Source organism: uncultured Paracoccus sp. (assembly GCF_947487305.1).
Classification (GTDB): domain Bacteria; phylum Pseudomonadota; class Alphaproteobacteria; order Rhodobacterales; family Rhodobacteraceae; genus Paracoccus.
Genome location: NZ_CANKWH010000018.1, coordinates 1 through 13,206, shown reverse-complemented (window position 1 = coordinate 13,206; position 13,206 = coordinate 1). Strand labels below are relative to the sequence as shown.

At 65.7% G+C, this 13,206-nt stretch carries 16 protein-coding genes; 6 read left to right on the top strand and 10 right to left on the bottom strand.

The window, feature by feature from the left end:
* The first annotated feature begins 19 nt into the window (after window positions 1–19).
* Window positions 20–1,075 carry a hypothetical protein gene (locus tag Q1A36_RS17340; RefSeq protein WP_299846767.1) on the top strand — a complete coding sequence of 352 codons (1,056 nt, stop codon included), beginning with the start codon at window positions 20–22 and terminating at the stop codon, window positions 1,073–1,075.
* Window positions 1,076–1,095: 20 nt separating this feature from the next.
* Here the strand turns inward: Q1A36_RS17340 and Q1A36_RS17335 are convergent, their stop codons facing one another.
* The 6 genes from Q1A36_RS17335 to Q1A36_RS17310 are packed head-to-tail and all read right to left on the bottom strand — an operon-like array spanning window position 1,096 to window position 7,111.
* The gene (locus Q1A36_RS17335; RefSeq protein ID WP_299846850.1) at window positions 1,096–1,482 is read right to left on the bottom strand and encodes a Na+/H+ antiporter subunit G; all 387 of its coding nucleotides are present in this window, start codon (window positions 1,480–1,482) and stop codon (window positions 1,096–1,098) included.
* 17 nt (window positions 1,483–1,499) lie between these two features.
* A complete protein-coding gene (locus tag Q1A36_RS17330; RefSeq protein WP_299846765.1) occupies window positions 1,500–1,769 on the bottom strand; it encodes a K+/H+ antiporter subunit F in 270 nt (89 codons plus the stop codon).
* Window positions 1,766–2,257 (bottom strand): Na+/H+ antiporter subunit E, encoded by a 492-nt coding sequence (locus Q1A36_RS17325; RefSeq protein WP_101752506.1) that lies wholly within the window; start codon window positions 2,255–2,257, stop codon window positions 1,766–1,768. The genes Q1A36_RS17330 and Q1A36_RS17325 overlap by 4 nt, the downstream gene beginning before the upstream one ends.
* The gene (locus Q1A36_RS17320) at window positions 2,254–3,852 is read right to left on the bottom strand and encodes a monovalent cation/H+ antiporter subunit D (RefSeq protein WP_299846761.1); all 1,599 of its coding nucleotides are present in this window, start codon (window positions 3,850–3,852) and stop codon (window positions 2,254–2,256) included. Before Q1A36_RS17320 ends, Q1A36_RS17325 begins: the two co-directional genes overlap by 4 nt.
* The gene (locus Q1A36_RS17315) at window positions 3,849–4,265 is read right to left on the bottom strand and encodes a Na+/H+ antiporter subunit C (protein WP_299846759.1); all 417 of its coding nucleotides are present in this window, start codon (window positions 4,263–4,265) and stop codon (window positions 3,849–3,851) included. The genes Q1A36_RS17320 and Q1A36_RS17315 overlap by 4 nt, the downstream gene beginning before the upstream one ends.
* The gene (locus Q1A36_RS17310; RefSeq protein ID WP_299846758.1) at window positions 4,265–7,111 is read right to left on the bottom strand and encodes a monovalent cation/H+ antiporter subunit A; all 2,847 of its coding nucleotides are present in this window, start codon (window positions 7,109–7,111) and stop codon (window positions 4,265–4,267) included. The genes Q1A36_RS17315 and Q1A36_RS17310 overlap by 1 nt, the downstream gene beginning before the upstream one ends.
* Window positions 7,112–7,266: 155 nt before the next feature.
* On the opposite strand from Q1A36_RS17310, the gene ruvC reads away from it, so the two are divergent.
* Genes ruvC through Q1A36_RS17285 form a run of 5 tightly spaced genes read left to right on the top strand, consistent with a single transcriptional unit; the run spans window position 7,267 to window position 10,721 of the window.
* Entirely contained in the window at window positions 7,267–7,755 is a 489-nt protein-coding gene (gene ruvC / locus Q1A36_RS17305) for a crossover junction endodeoxyribonuclease RuvC (protein WP_299846756.1), read from the top strand.
* Window positions 7,752–8,435 (top strand): Holliday junction branch migration protein RuvA, encoded by a 684-nt coding sequence (gene ruvA, locus Q1A36_RS17300; protein ID WP_299846754.1) that lies wholly within the window; start codon window positions 7,752–7,754, stop codon window positions 8,433–8,435. Before ruvC ends, ruvA begins: the two co-directional genes overlap by 4 nt.
* A gap of 4 nt (window positions 8,436–8,439) precedes the next feature.
* The gene (locus tag Q1A36_RS17295) at window positions 8,440–9,276 is read left to right on the top strand and encodes a M48 family metalloprotease (protein ID WP_299846752.1); all 837 of its coding nucleotides are present in this window, start codon (window positions 8,440–8,442) and stop codon (window positions 9,274–9,276) included.
* Between the two features lie 10 nt (window positions 9,277–9,286).
* Window positions 9,287–10,306 (top strand): Holliday junction branch migration DNA helicase RuvB, encoded by a 1,020-nt coding sequence (ruvB, locus tag Q1A36_RS17290; protein WP_299846750.1) that lies wholly within the window; start codon window positions 9,287–9,289, stop codon window positions 10,304–10,306.
* Entirely contained in the window at window positions 10,299–10,721 is a 423-nt protein-coding gene (locus Q1A36_RS17285; protein ID WP_299846748.1) for a PaaI family thioesterase, read from the top strand. The genes ruvB and Q1A36_RS17285 overlap by 8 nt, the downstream gene beginning before the upstream one ends.
* Before the next feature lie 14 nt (window positions 10,722–10,735).
* Here the strand turns inward: Q1A36_RS17285 and Q1A36_RS17280 are convergent, their stop codons facing one another.
* From Q1A36_RS17280 to Q1A36_RS17265, 4 genes are all read right to left on the bottom strand, one after another.
* Window positions 10,736–11,338, bottom strand: a complete 603-nt coding sequence (locus tag Q1A36_RS17280) for a cytochrome b/b6 domain-containing protein (protein WP_299846746.1) — start codon at window positions 11,336–11,338, stop codon at window positions 10,736–10,738.
* Entirely contained in the window at window positions 11,319–11,762 is a 444-nt protein-coding gene (locus Q1A36_RS17275; RefSeq protein ID WP_299846744.1) for a cytochrome c, read from the bottom strand. The genes Q1A36_RS17280 and Q1A36_RS17275 overlap by 20 nt, the downstream gene beginning before the upstream one ends.
* Before the next feature lie 196 nt (window positions 11,763–11,958).
* The gene (locus Q1A36_RS17270) at window positions 11,959–12,924 is read right to left on the bottom strand and encodes a tellurite resistance TerB family protein (RefSeq protein WP_299846742.1); all 966 of its coding nucleotides are present in this window, start codon (window positions 12,922–12,924) and stop codon (window positions 11,959–11,961) included.
* Between the two features lie 101 nt (window positions 12,925–13,025).
* The coding region (locus tag Q1A36_RS17265) for a hypothetical protein (RefSeq protein ID WP_299846740.1) at window positions 13,026–13,206 on the bottom strand (181 nt) is incomplete at its 5' end.

Genomic DNA, 13,206 nt, shown 5'->3' with positions numbered 1-13,206 from the left:
GGGAGACAGGATGCAAGCGGTGAATATCCGGCAGGGAACGGTGCCGGGGGAAGATGGGGATGTCACCCGTTTCGTCTCGCCCGAGGTTCGTGACAAGGCCTGGTTCAATCCGTCGAAGCCGGTGATCTTCGTCAACGGCATGATGAACGATCCTTCGCATCACGTGGAAAGCGCGATGGCGCTGTCGCTGATGATGGGGGCGCCGGTCTATGGCGTCTATAACGCCAAGGTCGGATTTGCCGCCGACCTGTGGCAATGCCTGACCGACAAGCTGCGGCTGAGCGCGATCCAGGCGCAGCGGCCAAGCGGCTTCGAGGCTTGGTCGAAACTGATCGAGGTCGAATACCAGCTGGTGAGGAAGGCGCAGCCGGGCCTGAGCAAGGTCGACTATGTCGGCTCGCTGTTGGGGTCGAACAAGGCGACGCAATCGCTTTATCGCTTGCTGGTGGGGCAGGGCGCGATGCTGGGCGCGCCGATCTATTGCCACAGCCAGGGCAATCTGATCACCTCGAACGCACTGACCGCCGTGGCGCTCGCCAAGGGCACGCAGGCGATCTCGGGGCTCGAGGTGAACAGCTTCGGCTCGCCCTGCCGCTATTGGCCGCCGGGGATCCGGCGCACCAACTATGCCTTTACCTTCGATCCGGTCAGCATGCTGGACCTGCGCGCGGATCTGACCAGCAGCAAGGTCGGCTATAGTTTCAGCCACGGCTTTCCGGTGGTCCATGGCTTCAAGTGGTATGCCGAGCAAGATGGCGAATTTGTGGTCAACCGCTTTCGCTGGGGCAGCTGGGGGATGACCTTCAGCCTCGACGAGAAGGGGCTGGCGAAATTCTGCGCCAAGCAGGGCGACAATGTGCGCCGGCTGCGGTCGATCTTCGACCGGCTGGAAAAGGCCCATCCGACCGACAGCGACGATGTGGCGCTGGAATATGTGAAGCTGCTAAGCGACACCCAGATCGCACGCCTGAAGCTGCTGGATGCGGGCTTTGTGACGCAGTTGGTCCGGCTCTTGGAAAGCGGCGCGACCTTTGCCGACGAACGCGGCGCCATCGAGCGGCTGAAGGCGGCCTGAGCCGCCTTCGCAACCTGCGCTTATCCCATCGCCTTCTGGTGTTCCGCCTCGGGCTCTTCGCGGTCCGGGGCGCAGGTCGCCCAGTTCTCGTCCGGCTTGGGCTTCGGCAATTCATGCCATTGCCAGCTGCGGTGGATATGCGACTTGGCGATCATCAGCCCGGTGATCGGCGCCGTCAGGAAGATGAACAGGATGATCAGCAGCTCGTGCCAGCTGGACTGTTCGCTGAAGAAGCCGAACCACAGAAGCGAGGCAAAGAGCACGCTGCCCACGCCAAGCGTCGCGGCCTTGGTCGGCGCGTGCAGCCGGGTCATCGGGTCGGGAAGCTTGACCAGCCCGTAAGAGCCAACAGCGCCAAAAATGCCGCCGATGACCAGCAGGGCCGAGATCAGGATTTCCAGAAACATGTCCATCGGTCAGCCCCTTATTCGATCACGTCGCCGCGCAGGATGAACTTGGCGTAAGACACCGTCGAGACGAAGCCCACCATGGCGAACAAGAGCGTCGCCTCGAAATACATCCCCGTGCCATGCAGGATACCGAACAGCGTCAAGAGCGCGATCATGTTGATGGTCATGGTGTCCAGCGCCAGCACGCGGTCGCTGACGCCGGGCGCGATGACCACGCGGTAGAGGCAGAACAGCTGGCCGAGGCCGAAGCAAGCGAAGGCGAAATAGAGCGCGTAATCGATCATTCGAAGATCTCCTTCAGCCGGGCCTCGTAGCGGGACTTGATGTCATCGCGCACCGCATCCGGGTCGGGGGCGTGCAGGCAATGGACCAGCAGCGCGCGCCCCTCGTCCGAGACATCGCAGGTGACGGTGCCGGGGGTCAGCGTGATGGTGCCGCCCAGAACTGCGATCGCTTCGGGGGCGGTCAGTTCCAGGGGCACATTGACCCAGGCCGGCTGCAGCTTGCGATTGGGCATGAACAGCACGATCCGCGCCACCTGAATATTGGCGACGATGATGTCCCAGACCACCAGCGCCGAATAGGCCAGGAACTTGATCGGCCGGCGGATGCGGGGACGGTCGGGCCAGTAGGGCGCGATCAGGATCGGGATGATGGTGGCAAGGATCACCGCAAAGACCAGCGAGCCCCAGGCAAAGCGGTTGACCAGCAGCATCCAGACCAGCGTCAGAAGGATCGACAGCAGCGGATGGGGGAACAGGCGCCAGATCATTTCGTATCCTCCTGCTGGTGCAGGACCGGCTGTATGTAGCTGTCGATATCATGCAGCTGCGCGGCGGTGCGCGCCAGATAATCCGTCACCGGCCCGGCAAAGATGGTCAGCGCCACCAGCCCGGCCAGCAGCAACCCGACCGAGGTGAAGGCGAGGGCCGGCGAGGCGGAATCGTCCACGTCCTGAATATGCTCGTCGGTTTCCAGCTTGTGCAGGATCGGCCCGGGTTTCGGGCGCGGCCCCTCGTCGGTGTCGTTGTCCGGCTCGGGGTCGAGCTCGTGCGACTTCCAGAAAAGGGTCGAGCCGGCGCGACCAAAGGCGACCAGTGCAATCAGCGAGGTGATCAGGATGATCGCCCAGATCCACGGCATCCATTCATCGTCGGCAGTGGCCTGCATCACCAACAGCTTGCCGATGAAGCCCGAGAGCGGCGGCAGGCCCACCACGGCGATGGCTGTGGCGAAGAACAGCACCGACAGAAGCCCGGTATTCGGGAAGGTCGGGCGCAGCCTTATCCAGACATCGCCGCCGCGCCGTGCCGCGATCATGTCGACGACCAGAAACAGCGCGCCGGCCGCCAGTGTCGAATGGATCAGGTAATACATCCCCGCCGTCAGCCCGGTCTCGTCGAAACGGGCGATGGCGATGGTCAGCGTGCCGATCGAGCCGATGGCCGCATAGGCCGCCAGCCGCGTCAGGCTGCGCGTGCCGTAGACGCCCAGTTGCCCGAGGATCAGCGTGGCCAGTGCCGCCGGCAGCAGCAGGTTCGTCGCCAGATGCTCGACCACCGAGTCATTCGGGAAGACCAGGGTGAAGAAGCGGATGATGGCATAGATGCCGACCTTGGACATCACGGCGAAGAGGGCCGAGGACGGTCCCGGGGCGTTGGCATAGGTCGAGGGCAGCCAGAAATGCAGCGGCACCAACGCCGCCTTGACGCCGAAGACGATCAGCAGCAGCACCGCGCCGACCCGCAGAAGGCCGGTATCATCGGGTGGCAGCGCGGCTACGCGCTGCGCCAGATCGGCCATGTTCAGCGTGCCGGTCGAGGCATAGATCGCCCCCAGCGCCGCCAGGAACAGCGTCGAGCCGGCGAGGTTGTAGCTGATGTACTGCACGCCCGCGCGCAGCCGCATCGGCCCGCCGCCATGGATCATCAACCCATAGCTGGCGATCAGCAGCACCTCGAAGAAGACGAACAGGTTGAAGGCGTCGCCGGTCAGGAAGGCGCCGTTCAGGCCCATCAGCTGGAACATCCAGAGCGCATGGAAATGCCAGCCCTTGCGGTCCCAGCCCGAGCCGAAGGCGTAAAGCTGCACCACCGTCGCCAGAAAGCCCGTCAGCAGCAGCATCATCGCCGACAGCCGGTCCAGCATCAGTACGATGCCGAAGGGCGCGGCCCAGTTGCCAAGGCGATAGACCTGCACCTCGCCGCCGGCGGCGAGCACGTTCAGGTAGATGGCGGTGCCCAGCAGGAACAGCGAGCCGATGATGCCGAAGGTCCGCTGCAGCAGCAGGTCATGCCGCATCCACAGGATGATGAGCGCGCCGAAAAGGGCCGGCAGGAGAACCGGGGCAATGATCCAGTGATTCATGCGCTGCCACCCTTCGTCTGGCCGGCGATCTCCGACTCTTCTTCAGCCTCCACCGTCAGCAGCGGCGGCATGTTGCGGTCTTCCTCGGGCATGTTGATGTAATCGTCCCCGCCCTCGATGAAGGCGCCAAGCGCCATCATCACCACCACGGCGGTCATCCCGAACGAGATCACGATGGCGGTCAGCACCAGCGCCTGCGGCAGCGGGTCGGTATAGCCGGTGATATTGCCGGAATGGTCGCGCAGGATCGGGGGCTGGTTGATGACCAGCCGGCCCGAGGTGAACAGGAAGATGTTGATCGCATAGGTCAGCATGGTCATGCCCAGCACCACCGCGAAACTCCGCAGGCGCAGGATCAGGTAGACGCCGGCAGCCGTCAGCGCGCCAATGGCCGTTGCAACAAGGGCCTCCATCAGTGCGCCTCCTTTCCGGTCATGTCCTTGGTGTCGATATTGTCCATCGGATCGGCATTCACCGTGCCCCCGGCATGGCGGGCGATCCGCGACAGCGAGTTCAGCGCCAGCATCACCGCGCCGACGACGCAGAGGAACACGCCGAGGTCAAAGCCCATCGCTGTCGCCAGCTCGAACTCTTCGAGGAAGGGCAGCTTGAAATAGCCGTAATCCGAGGTGAGGAAGGGCCGGCCGTTGAACCATGCCCCGACGCCGGTGATCGCCGCCGCCACCACGCCCGCGCCGATCATGGCGTGATAGGGCACGCGCTGGCGGTCCATCGCCCAGCCAAAGCCCGAGGCCATGTATTGCATCAGGAAGGCGATGGCGACGACCAGGCCGGCGATGAAGCCGCCGCCCGGCTCGTTATGGCCGCGCAGGAAGATATAGATGCCGACGACCAGCGAGATCGGCAGCAGCATCCGCGTCGCCACCACCAGCATCAGCGGGTGACGGTCGCCGGCGCGGCGGTAATCGCGCACCCAGTTGCGCAGCCGGCGCGAGGATTTGCCCTGCAGCAGTGTCTCGGTCAGCGCATAGATGACCAGCGCGGCGATGCCCAGAACGGTGATCTCGCCGAAGGTATCATAGCCCCGGAAGTCTACCAGGATGACGTTCACGACGTTGTCGCCGCCGCCCTTCTTGTAGCTGGTTTCCAGCATGTATCCGGCGATGCTGTCAAAGGCGACGTCGCGCCGCATCATCGCATAGGCCAGCGCGCCGAAACCCACCCCCGCCAGAGTGGCGATGAAGGCATCGGTGCCGCGTCGGCGGCTGGTGGTCTCGACCGCGGTGCGCTTGGGCAGGAAGTTCAGCGCCAGAAGCAGCAGGATCACGGTGACGATCTCGACCGAGATCTGCGTCAGCGCGAGGTCGGGGGCCGAGAAATAGGCGAAACCGACCGAGACGATCAGCCCGACGATGCCCACCAGCACCAAGGCCAGCAGGCGATAGCGGTGGAAGGCCACCATGCAGCCGGTGGCGACGATCAGCATGATCCAGCCGATGACCGGCACCAGTTCAAGCGGCAGCATCGGCCGCGTCACCGGGCCGACCGCGCCGGTGGACCAGGCCAGCGCGCCGCAGAAGACCGAGGTCAGCGTGAAGGCCGCCAGCGCGCGGGGCATTGTGCCGTCGGTGATGCCATTGGTCAGGTTGCGCGCGCCCAGCACCGTCTGGCCGATCAGCCATTGGAACATGGTCTTGGCCTCGGGATGGGGGCCGGCGCGCCAGATCGCCTGCGCCGCCGGGTAGACCGACAGCAGGATCGCGCCGCCGACCAGTGCGATGCCCGACATGATCAGCGCATTGTTCACCCCGTGCCAAAGCGCCAGCTCGGCATGCTGCGCCTCGCCGGTGACGGCCGTGGCCGAGGCATCGACCAGCCAGCCGGCCATTGTGTTCGGGAACAGGCCGATCAGGATCACAAGCGAGACGAGGAAGGCCGGCCCGATCCACATGCCGAGCCCCGGATCATGCGGCTTGTGCGGATAGTCGTCGCGCACCGGGCCAAGGAAGACATGGAAGATGAAGCGCAGCGAATAGGCGACCGAGAAGGTGGCGGCCAGCGTGGCGATGACCATGAAGACCTGCCGCGCGCGCTCGAGATGATCGACCTCGTAGAGCATCATCTCTTTCGAGATGAAGCCGTTCAGCGGTGCCACCCCGGCCATCGACAGCGCGGCGATGGTGCCGATGGCGAAGGTGATCGGCATCAGCTTGCGCAGGCCGCCAAGCCGCGCGATCGAGCGGGTATGCGTCTCGTGATCGACGATCCCGGCGGTCATGAACAGGGCGGCCTTGAAGGTCGCGTGGTTGATGATGTGGAAGACCGCAGCGACGGCGGCCTCGGGCGTGCCAAAGCCCAGCAGCATCGTCACCAGTCCCAGATGGCTGACGGTCGAGAAGGCCAGCAGGGCCTTCAGATCATCCTTGAAGAGCGCGATGAAGGCGCCGAGCAGCATGGTGATCAGGCCGGTGGTCGAGACGATCCAGAACCATTCCGGCGTCCCGGACAGAACCGGCCAGAGCCGCGCCATCAGGAACAGCCCGGCTTTCACCATGGTGGCGCTGTGCAGGTAGGCCGAAACCGGCGTCGGCGCGGCCATCGCGTGGGGCAACCAGAAATGGAACGGGAACTGCGCCGATTTGGTGAAGGCGCCCAGAAGGATCAGGATCAGCGCCGGGAAATACCAAGGGCTCGCCTGGATGGCCTCCTTGGCCTGCAGGATGTCGCCGATCTCGTAGCTGCCGGCGATCTGGCCGAGGATCAGCATCCCGGCGATCATCGCCAGCCCGCCCATCCCGGTCACGGTCAGCGCCATGCGCGCGCCTTGCCGGCCGTCGGGCAGATGCCGCCAGTAGCCGATCAGCAGGAACGAACTCAGCGAGGTCAGCTCCCAGAACACCAGCAAAAGCAGGATGTTGTCCGACAGCACGATGCCCATCATCGCACCCTGGAACAGCATCAGGTAGGTATAGAACTTGCCGACCGGGTCCTTCCGCGACAGGTAGAACCGGGCATAGGTGATGATCAGAAGTCCGATCCCGAGGATCAGGATGCCGAACAAGAGCCCCAGCCCGTCGACGCGGAAGCTGGCGGCCAGCCCGATCTGCGGCAGCCACGAGAAGCTGGTGGTGACGACACCACCATTCAGGATCTCGGGGATGTGCAGCAAAAGCCCGATCAATGCGATCAATGTCGCCGTGCCGCAGCTGATCGCCGCCACGTCGCGTCCTGATCGGATCAGGAGGCCGGGCAGCAAGGCTCCGATGAAAGGCAGCATGGCGATGAGAGCTGGCGACATTCGATCGTCTTCCCCGTTCAGGCTGGTTTCTTCTGGTTATTGAATCTCTTGCGGGGATGGCGTGCCAGTGTCAACCCGATCTCCCGCGACCGCGCATCAGCCTCTAGGCGATGTTCGCCTTTCGTGCTAACCCTTGGAAAAAAGAGAGGGCAGTCATGCGGGTACTGGGCATCGACCCGGGTTTGCGGAACATGGGCTGGGGCGTGATCGCCGTCGACGGCTCGCGTCTGCGCCATGTCGCGAACGGGGTGATCCATTCCGAGGGCGGCGATCTGGGGCCGCGGCTGGTCGCGCTCTATCGCGGGCTTTGCGCGGTGATCGTGGCCCATGCGCCGGATGCGGCGGCGGTCGAGCAGACCTTTGTGAACAAGGATGCTGTCGGCACGCTGAAGCTGGGTCAGGCGCGGGGGATCGCGCTTCTGGCACCGGCCGAGGCCGGGTTGGCGGTCGGCGAATATGCCCCGAACGCGGTGAAGAAGACGGTGGTGGGCGTGGGCCATGCCGCCAAGGAGCAGGTGCAACACATGGTCCGCATCCAATTGCCGGGCGTTCAGTTCGACAGTCCCGATGCGGCGGACGCGCTGGCCATCGCGATCTGTCATGCCCGGCATCTGCAGGGCCGCAATATCCGGGTGGTCGCATGATCGGCCGTATCGCCGGGGTGATCCTGCACCGCGCCCGCGATCACGTGCTGATCGATGTGCGCGGGGTGGGCTATATCGTCCATGTCAGCGACCGCACCGCCGCCAGCCTGCCGCCGGCGGGACAGGCGGTGGCGCTTTATACCGATCTTCTGGTGCGCGAGGACCTGCTGCAGCTTTTCGGCTTTCCGACGATGCTGGAGAAGGAATGGCACCGGCTGTTGACCGGGGTGCAGGGGGTGGGCTCCAAGGTGTCGCTGGCGATCCTTGGCACGCTGGGGCCGGAAGGACTGGCCCGCGCCATCGCCATCGGCGATTGGTCGGCGGTCAGGAAGGCGCAGGGTGTCGGGCCGAAGCTGGCGCAGCGCGTCGTGCTGGAGCTGAAGGACAAGGCCCCCGCGGTCATGGCGCTTGGCGGCGATCTGACGGTCGAGGCCGAGGGCGCGGCACTGGTCGAACCGGATGCTCCGGGCCCGGTGACAGCCCCGGCCGCACCGCGCGCGCCAAGCGCTGGGGCGCAATCGGCGCAGGCGGCGGCGGATGCGCTGTCGGCGCTGGCCAATCTGGGCTATGGTCCCTCCGAGGCGGCGGCGGCGGTGGCGCAGTCGCAGGCCGAGGAACCTGGGGCGGCGGTGGCGGCGCTGATCCGGGCCTCGCTGAAACGTCTGGCACCGAAAGGATAGAGACATGGCCGGAAACGCGCGCACCTTCATCCTGATGGCCGTGATGACGGCCCTGCTGATGCTCCTTGGCTGGATGCTGGGCGGGCAGGGCGGGGCGGTGATCGCGCTGGCCGTGGCCGGGGCGATGAACCTCTGGTCCTATTGGAACAGCGACCAGGCGGTGCTGCGCCAGCAGAACGCGGTTCAGGTCGACCGGAACTCGGCGGCGGAACTCTTCGACATGGTGGCGACGCTGGCGCAGCGTGCCGGCCTGCCGATGCCCGCCGTCTATGTGCTGGCGACCGAACAGCCGAATGCCTTTGCCACCGGCCGCAACCCGCAGAATGCTGCCGTGGCAGTAACCCAAGGCCTGCTGGCTAACATGCCGCGCGAGGAACTGGCGGGCGTCATTGCCCATGAACTGGCCCATATCAAGAACCGCGATACGCTGACCATGACTGTCACCGCGACACTGGCCGGGGCCATCGCCATGCTGGGCAACATGATGATGTTCACCGGCGGGCGCGACAGCCGGGGCGGCGGCTTCGGCGCGATCCTTGCGATGATCTTCGCGCCGCTGGCCGCCGGTCTGGTGCAGATGGCGATTTCCCGCACCCGCGAATTCGAGGCCGACCGCGAGGGGGCCGAGATCAGCGGCCAGCCGCTGGCGCTGGCCAACGCGCTGGCCCGCATCGCCACGCTGGCCGGTCGCACGCTGAACATCCCGGCCGAACGTAACCCTGCTGCCGCGCCCTTGTTCATCATCAACCCGCTGCACGCCTTGCGCGCCGACCGGCTGTTCTCGACCCATCCGCCGACCGAGGAACGCATCGCCCGGTTGCAGGCGATGGCGCGTGGCTGAGGCGGCGGGAATGAACCAGCCCGACCCGACCCTGCGCCCCGAACGGCTTGAAGGCGAGCCAGAGGACCGCGCGCTGCGCCCGCAGGCGCTGACCGATTTCGTCGGCCAGGCCGAGGCGCGGGCGAACCTGCGTGTCTTCATCGAAAGCGCCCGGATGCGCGGGCAGGCGATGGACCACACGCTGTTCCACGGTCCGCCGGGTCTGGGCAAGACCACGCTGGCGCAGATCATGGCGCGCGAACTGGGGGTGAATTTCCGCATGACCTCGGGCCCGGTTCTGGCCCGGGCGGGCGATCTGGCGGCGATCCTGACCAATCTGGAAGCGCGCGATGTCCTCTTCATCGACGAGATCCACCGGATGAACCCGGCGGTCGAGGAGGTGCTATACCCGGCGATGGAGGATTTCGAGCTGGATCTGGTCATCGGTGAGGGTCCTGCCGCCCGCACCGTGCGGATCGAACTGCAGCCCTTCACGCTGGTCGGCGCGACCACGCGGCTGGGACTTTTGACCACGCCGCTCCGCGACCGTTTCGGCATTCCGACCCGGCTGCAATTCTACGAGGTGGCCGAGCTCGACCAGATCGTCCAGCGCGCGGCGCGGATGATGGGGATCAAGGCCGATCCCGATGGCACGCTGGAGATTGCCCGCCGTGCCCGTGGCACGCCGCGCATCGCGGGGCGACTGTTGCGTCGGGTGGTCGATTTCGCGCTGGTCGAGGGCGATGGCCATCTGGACCGCGCCATCGCCGATTCGGCGCTGACCCGGTTGGGCGTCGATGATCTGGGCCTTGACGGTGCCGACCGCCGTTACCTGACGCTAATGGCCGAACATTACGGCGGCGGGCCGGTCGGGGTGGAAACCCTGTCGGCGGCCTTGTCGGAAAGCCGCGATGCCATCGAAGAGGTGATCGAGCCTTACCTGTTGCAGCAGGGCCTGATCGCCCGCACCCCCCGCGGCCGCCAGCTTGCCCCACGCGCCTGGCGCCATCTCGGGCTCGCGGCCCCCAGAACGGATCTGTTTGATGACTGAGATCGCCCCCGAGATCGCCGCCAAGGTGCGCGCCAGCTTTGACCGCCAGACGATGATGCAGACGCTTGGGGCCGAGATGACCGCGATCGGCCCGGGCCGCATCATCATCACCGCGCCGATCCTGCCCACGGTCCTGCAGCAGCAGGGCGCGGGTCATGCCGGTCTGACCTTTTCCATCGGCGATTCGGCGGCGGGCTTTGCCGCGCTGACCCTGATGCCGGCCGAGGCCGAGGTGATGACGGTCGAGATGAAGCTGAACCTGATGTCACCCGCGATCGGCGAGCGGCTGGTGGCCGAGGGCCGGGTGATCCGGCCGGGCCGGCGCATCATGGTCGTCGCCGCCGATGTCTGGGCCGAGACCGGCGGGGCGCGAAAGCACGTCGCGATGCTGCAGGGGACCATGATCCCGGTGTGAAGAAGGCGGGCGGCCTAACGCCGCCGCACCCATTTCCAGCCGGTGATCATCGGTCGGACCAGGTCCTCGTTTTTCCAGACGCGGTAGAAGAGGATGATCCCCACATGCAGCAGCACAAGGATCAGGATCAGGTTCGCGCCCAGCGCGTGCCATCCCGGTGCCTCGGTGGCGATATCGCTGCCCACCGCACCGGCCAGCGGCCCGACATTGACGAAATCCTCGGGGTCCGAAATCAGCCCGGTCACCACCTGGTAGATCAGCACCAAAAGCATGGCGATGACCGACAGCCCGCCAAGCGGGTTATGGCCCGGCCAATTGCTCGGCTCGCGGCGCAACATGTGGCCGAGGTAATCGCGGATCGCGCCCGGACCGCGCAGGAAGCTGGAGAACCGCGCCGGCTCGGGTCCGACAAAGCCCCAGATCACCCGAAACACCAGCAGCGCCGCGATCGTGTAGCCGAGGTAGAAATGTAGCGTCAAGTCATTTGGCCCGACCTGACCCAGCAGCCAGTTCGCAATGACCAGTGTCGCCAGAAGCCAGTGGAACCCCCGAAGCAGGGGGTCCCAGATCCTGACGCGCTCGGTCTTGGCAGGGGGATCAGTCCTTGCGGTAGTCATCGTGGCAGGCCTTGCAGGCTTCGCCCAGTTTCTGCACCACCGGCCCGACGGCCTCCTGACCGCCGCCGACAGCCGCGCCGGCCCCGGTTGCTGCCTCCTGCAGCCCGGCGAACTTGGTGGCGAAATCCTCGCTGTTCGCCCAGATCGCCGGCAGCGCCTCGGTCTCAACGCCGTCATCGGTCGAGGTGCCGTCGATGAACAGGGCCGGCAGGCCGTATTGGCTCAGCGCCTCGAGATTGGTGCCCGCCTGCGTCGCGGCGGCGGCGTCATAGGCGATGTCACCCTTGGCCATTCCGGCCAGCGTGCCCATGTTGATGCTCAGCATCTTCATGTAGCCCTGCCGCGCTTCCAGCGCGTCCTCGACGGCGTCGGCATGGGCAAGAACGGGAAAGGCCGCGATGGCGGCAACGAGGAACAGTTTCATCAAAACCTCCTGTTGGACGGCTCTCGGCCGTCCAACCAGTCTGGCAGGAGGTTTTTCACCGATCAACTGCAAGCTGCGTGCTGGCGAAAATGTGACTGGATTTCAGGAGTTTCCGAGTTCTCGGCGCTACTGAAGGAACGCCGGATAGCCGCGCGGTGATCCCGCGCGGCGTCACGTTCAGCCGGTCATCGTGCCGTCAGGCGTAAAGGTTCTGCACGCCGACCTGTTCGTGGATCTGGTTCACCACCTGCTGGTTCAGCCCCAGACCCTGCGCCAGGCTGTGCAGGTATTCCGCCTCGGCCTTGCTGTCGAAATCGATCGCCATCAGCGACATCAGATAGACCTGCGCCTCGAGACCCGACGGGACCTCGCGGGCCAGACCCTGCGCATCGATCGGCGCGGCCATCTGCTCGCGGATGAACTGACGCTCTTCGTCGTCCAGATCACCCAGCTCGCTGGTCAGGCGCTGTTTCTCGGCATCGTCGATCTTGCCGTCCGACTTGGCGGCCTGAATCATCGCGCGCAGCATCAGCCCGGCGACGGCATTCTGTTCGGGGGTCGGCGCCACTTCGGGCTCGTCCCCGCGCTGCAGCGAATCGTTGAACAGCTCGCCGAAGCTGGCGTCATTGGTCTGCTGCGACCCCTTGCGCGACAGCGCATCCGCCGCACCTGCGCCGGCCGCGCCGCCCAGCACTGCGCCGAGGATATCGCCCAGACCGCCGCCGCCCGAGGACGAGGAGCGCGTCTTGCTGCCGCCGGTCAGCTGGCCGAGGATGTCACCCAGACCGCCGCCGGAGCTGCCGCTGCGGCTGTTGCGGGCCTGGTTGGTCAGGTTGTCGAGGATGCCCCCCAGACCGCCCTGCGCGCCGGTCGAGTTCGGCCCGCCATAGCGACGCCCGGTTCCGGCCCCGCCGGCAGCACCGCCACCCAGAACCTGACCCAGAATGTCGCCCAGGCCACCCGAACCGCTGCTGCGTCCGCTCGACTGGCCGGTATTGTTGCCCAGAAGATCGCCCAGGATCCCACCGCCGGTCTGGCGGCTGGAGGTGGTGCGGGTCGGCGCGTGCGAACGATCGCCCTGGGCGTTCTTCATCACCGTACCGATGCCCTTGGCCAGCATCACACCAGCGGCCACGCGGGCGAGGGTTTTCATCAGACTCATGACTTCCTCCTGCATTCGGCCGCCTTGACCGTCAGGCCGGCGGCATCTATCGGAATTGCAACGCGATTTGACCGCCAGAAGTTCCCGGCGGCAAGCCGGTTTCAAAGCGCGCGACCTGCCCTTGATTTTTCGCCGGGGGGCTTATACATCGCGGCGGATGTAAAACCGGGGTGCGGACCGTCTGCGCCCCGCGATAGGAGGCCGACATGGCAAAGGCAAAGTTTGAACGCAACAAGCCGCACGTCAACATCGGGACCATTGGTCACGTTGACCACGGCAAGA

Excerpts from the sequence above, each read along its gene's own strand:
- Q1A36_RS17275 (WP_299846744.1), bottom strand. The coding sequence starts at position 11,762 with ATGAAACTGTTCCTCGTTGCCGCCATCGCGGCCTTTCCCGTTCTTGCC.
- ruvA (WP_299846754.1), top strand. The coding sequence starts at position 7,752 with ATGATCGGCCGTATCGCCGGGGTGATCCTGCACCGCGCCCGCGATCAC.
- Q1A36_RS17280 (WP_299846746.1), bottom strand. The coding sequence starts at position 11,338 with ATGACTACCGCAAGGACTGATCCCCCTGCCAAGACCGAGCGCGTCAGG.
- Q1A36_RS17335 (WP_299846850.1), bottom strand. The coding sequence starts at position 1,482 with ATGTTTCTGGAAATCCTGATCTCGGCCCTGCTGGTCATCGGCGGCATT.
- Q1A36_RS17270 (WP_299846742.1), bottom strand. The coding sequence starts at position 12,924 with ATGAGTCTGATGAAAACCCTCGCCCGCGTGGCCGCTGGTGTGATGCTG.
- Q1A36_RS17325 (WP_101752506.1), bottom strand. The coding sequence starts at position 2,257 with ATGATCTGGCGCCTGTTCCCCCATCCGCTGCTGTCGATCCTTCTGACG.
- ruvC (WP_299846756.1), top strand. The coding sequence starts at position 7,267 with ATGCGGGTACTGGGCATCGACCCGGGTTTGCGGAACATGGGCTGGGGC.
- ruvB (WP_299846750.1), top strand. The coding sequence starts at position 9,287 with ATGAACCAGCCCGACCCGACCCTGCGCCCCGAACGGCTTGAAGGCGAG.
- Q1A36_RS17330 (WP_299846765.1), bottom strand. The coding sequence starts at position 1,769 with ATGATCGATTACGCGCTCTATTTCGCCTTCGCTTGCTTCGGCCTCGGC.
- Q1A36_RS17315 (WP_299846759.1), bottom strand. The coding sequence starts at position 4,265 with ATGGAGGCCCTTGTTGCAACGGCCATTGGCGCGCTGACGGCTGCCGGC.
- Q1A36_RS17285 (WP_299846748.1), top strand. The coding sequence starts at position 10,299 with ATGACTGAGATCGCCCCCGAGATCGCCGCCAAGGTGCGCGCCAGCTTT.
- Q1A36_RS17320 (WP_299846761.1), bottom strand. The coding sequence starts at position 3,852 with ATGAATCACTGGATCATTGCCCCGGTTCTCCTGCCGGCCCTTTTCGGC.
- Q1A36_RS17295 (WP_299846752.1), top strand. The coding sequence starts at position 8,440 with ATGGCCGGAAACGCGCGCACCTTCATCCTGATGGCCGTGATGACGGCC.
- Q1A36_RS17310 (WP_299846758.1), bottom strand. The coding sequence starts at position 7,111 with ATGTCGCCAGCTCTCATCGCCATGCTGCCTTTCATCGGAGCCTTGCTG.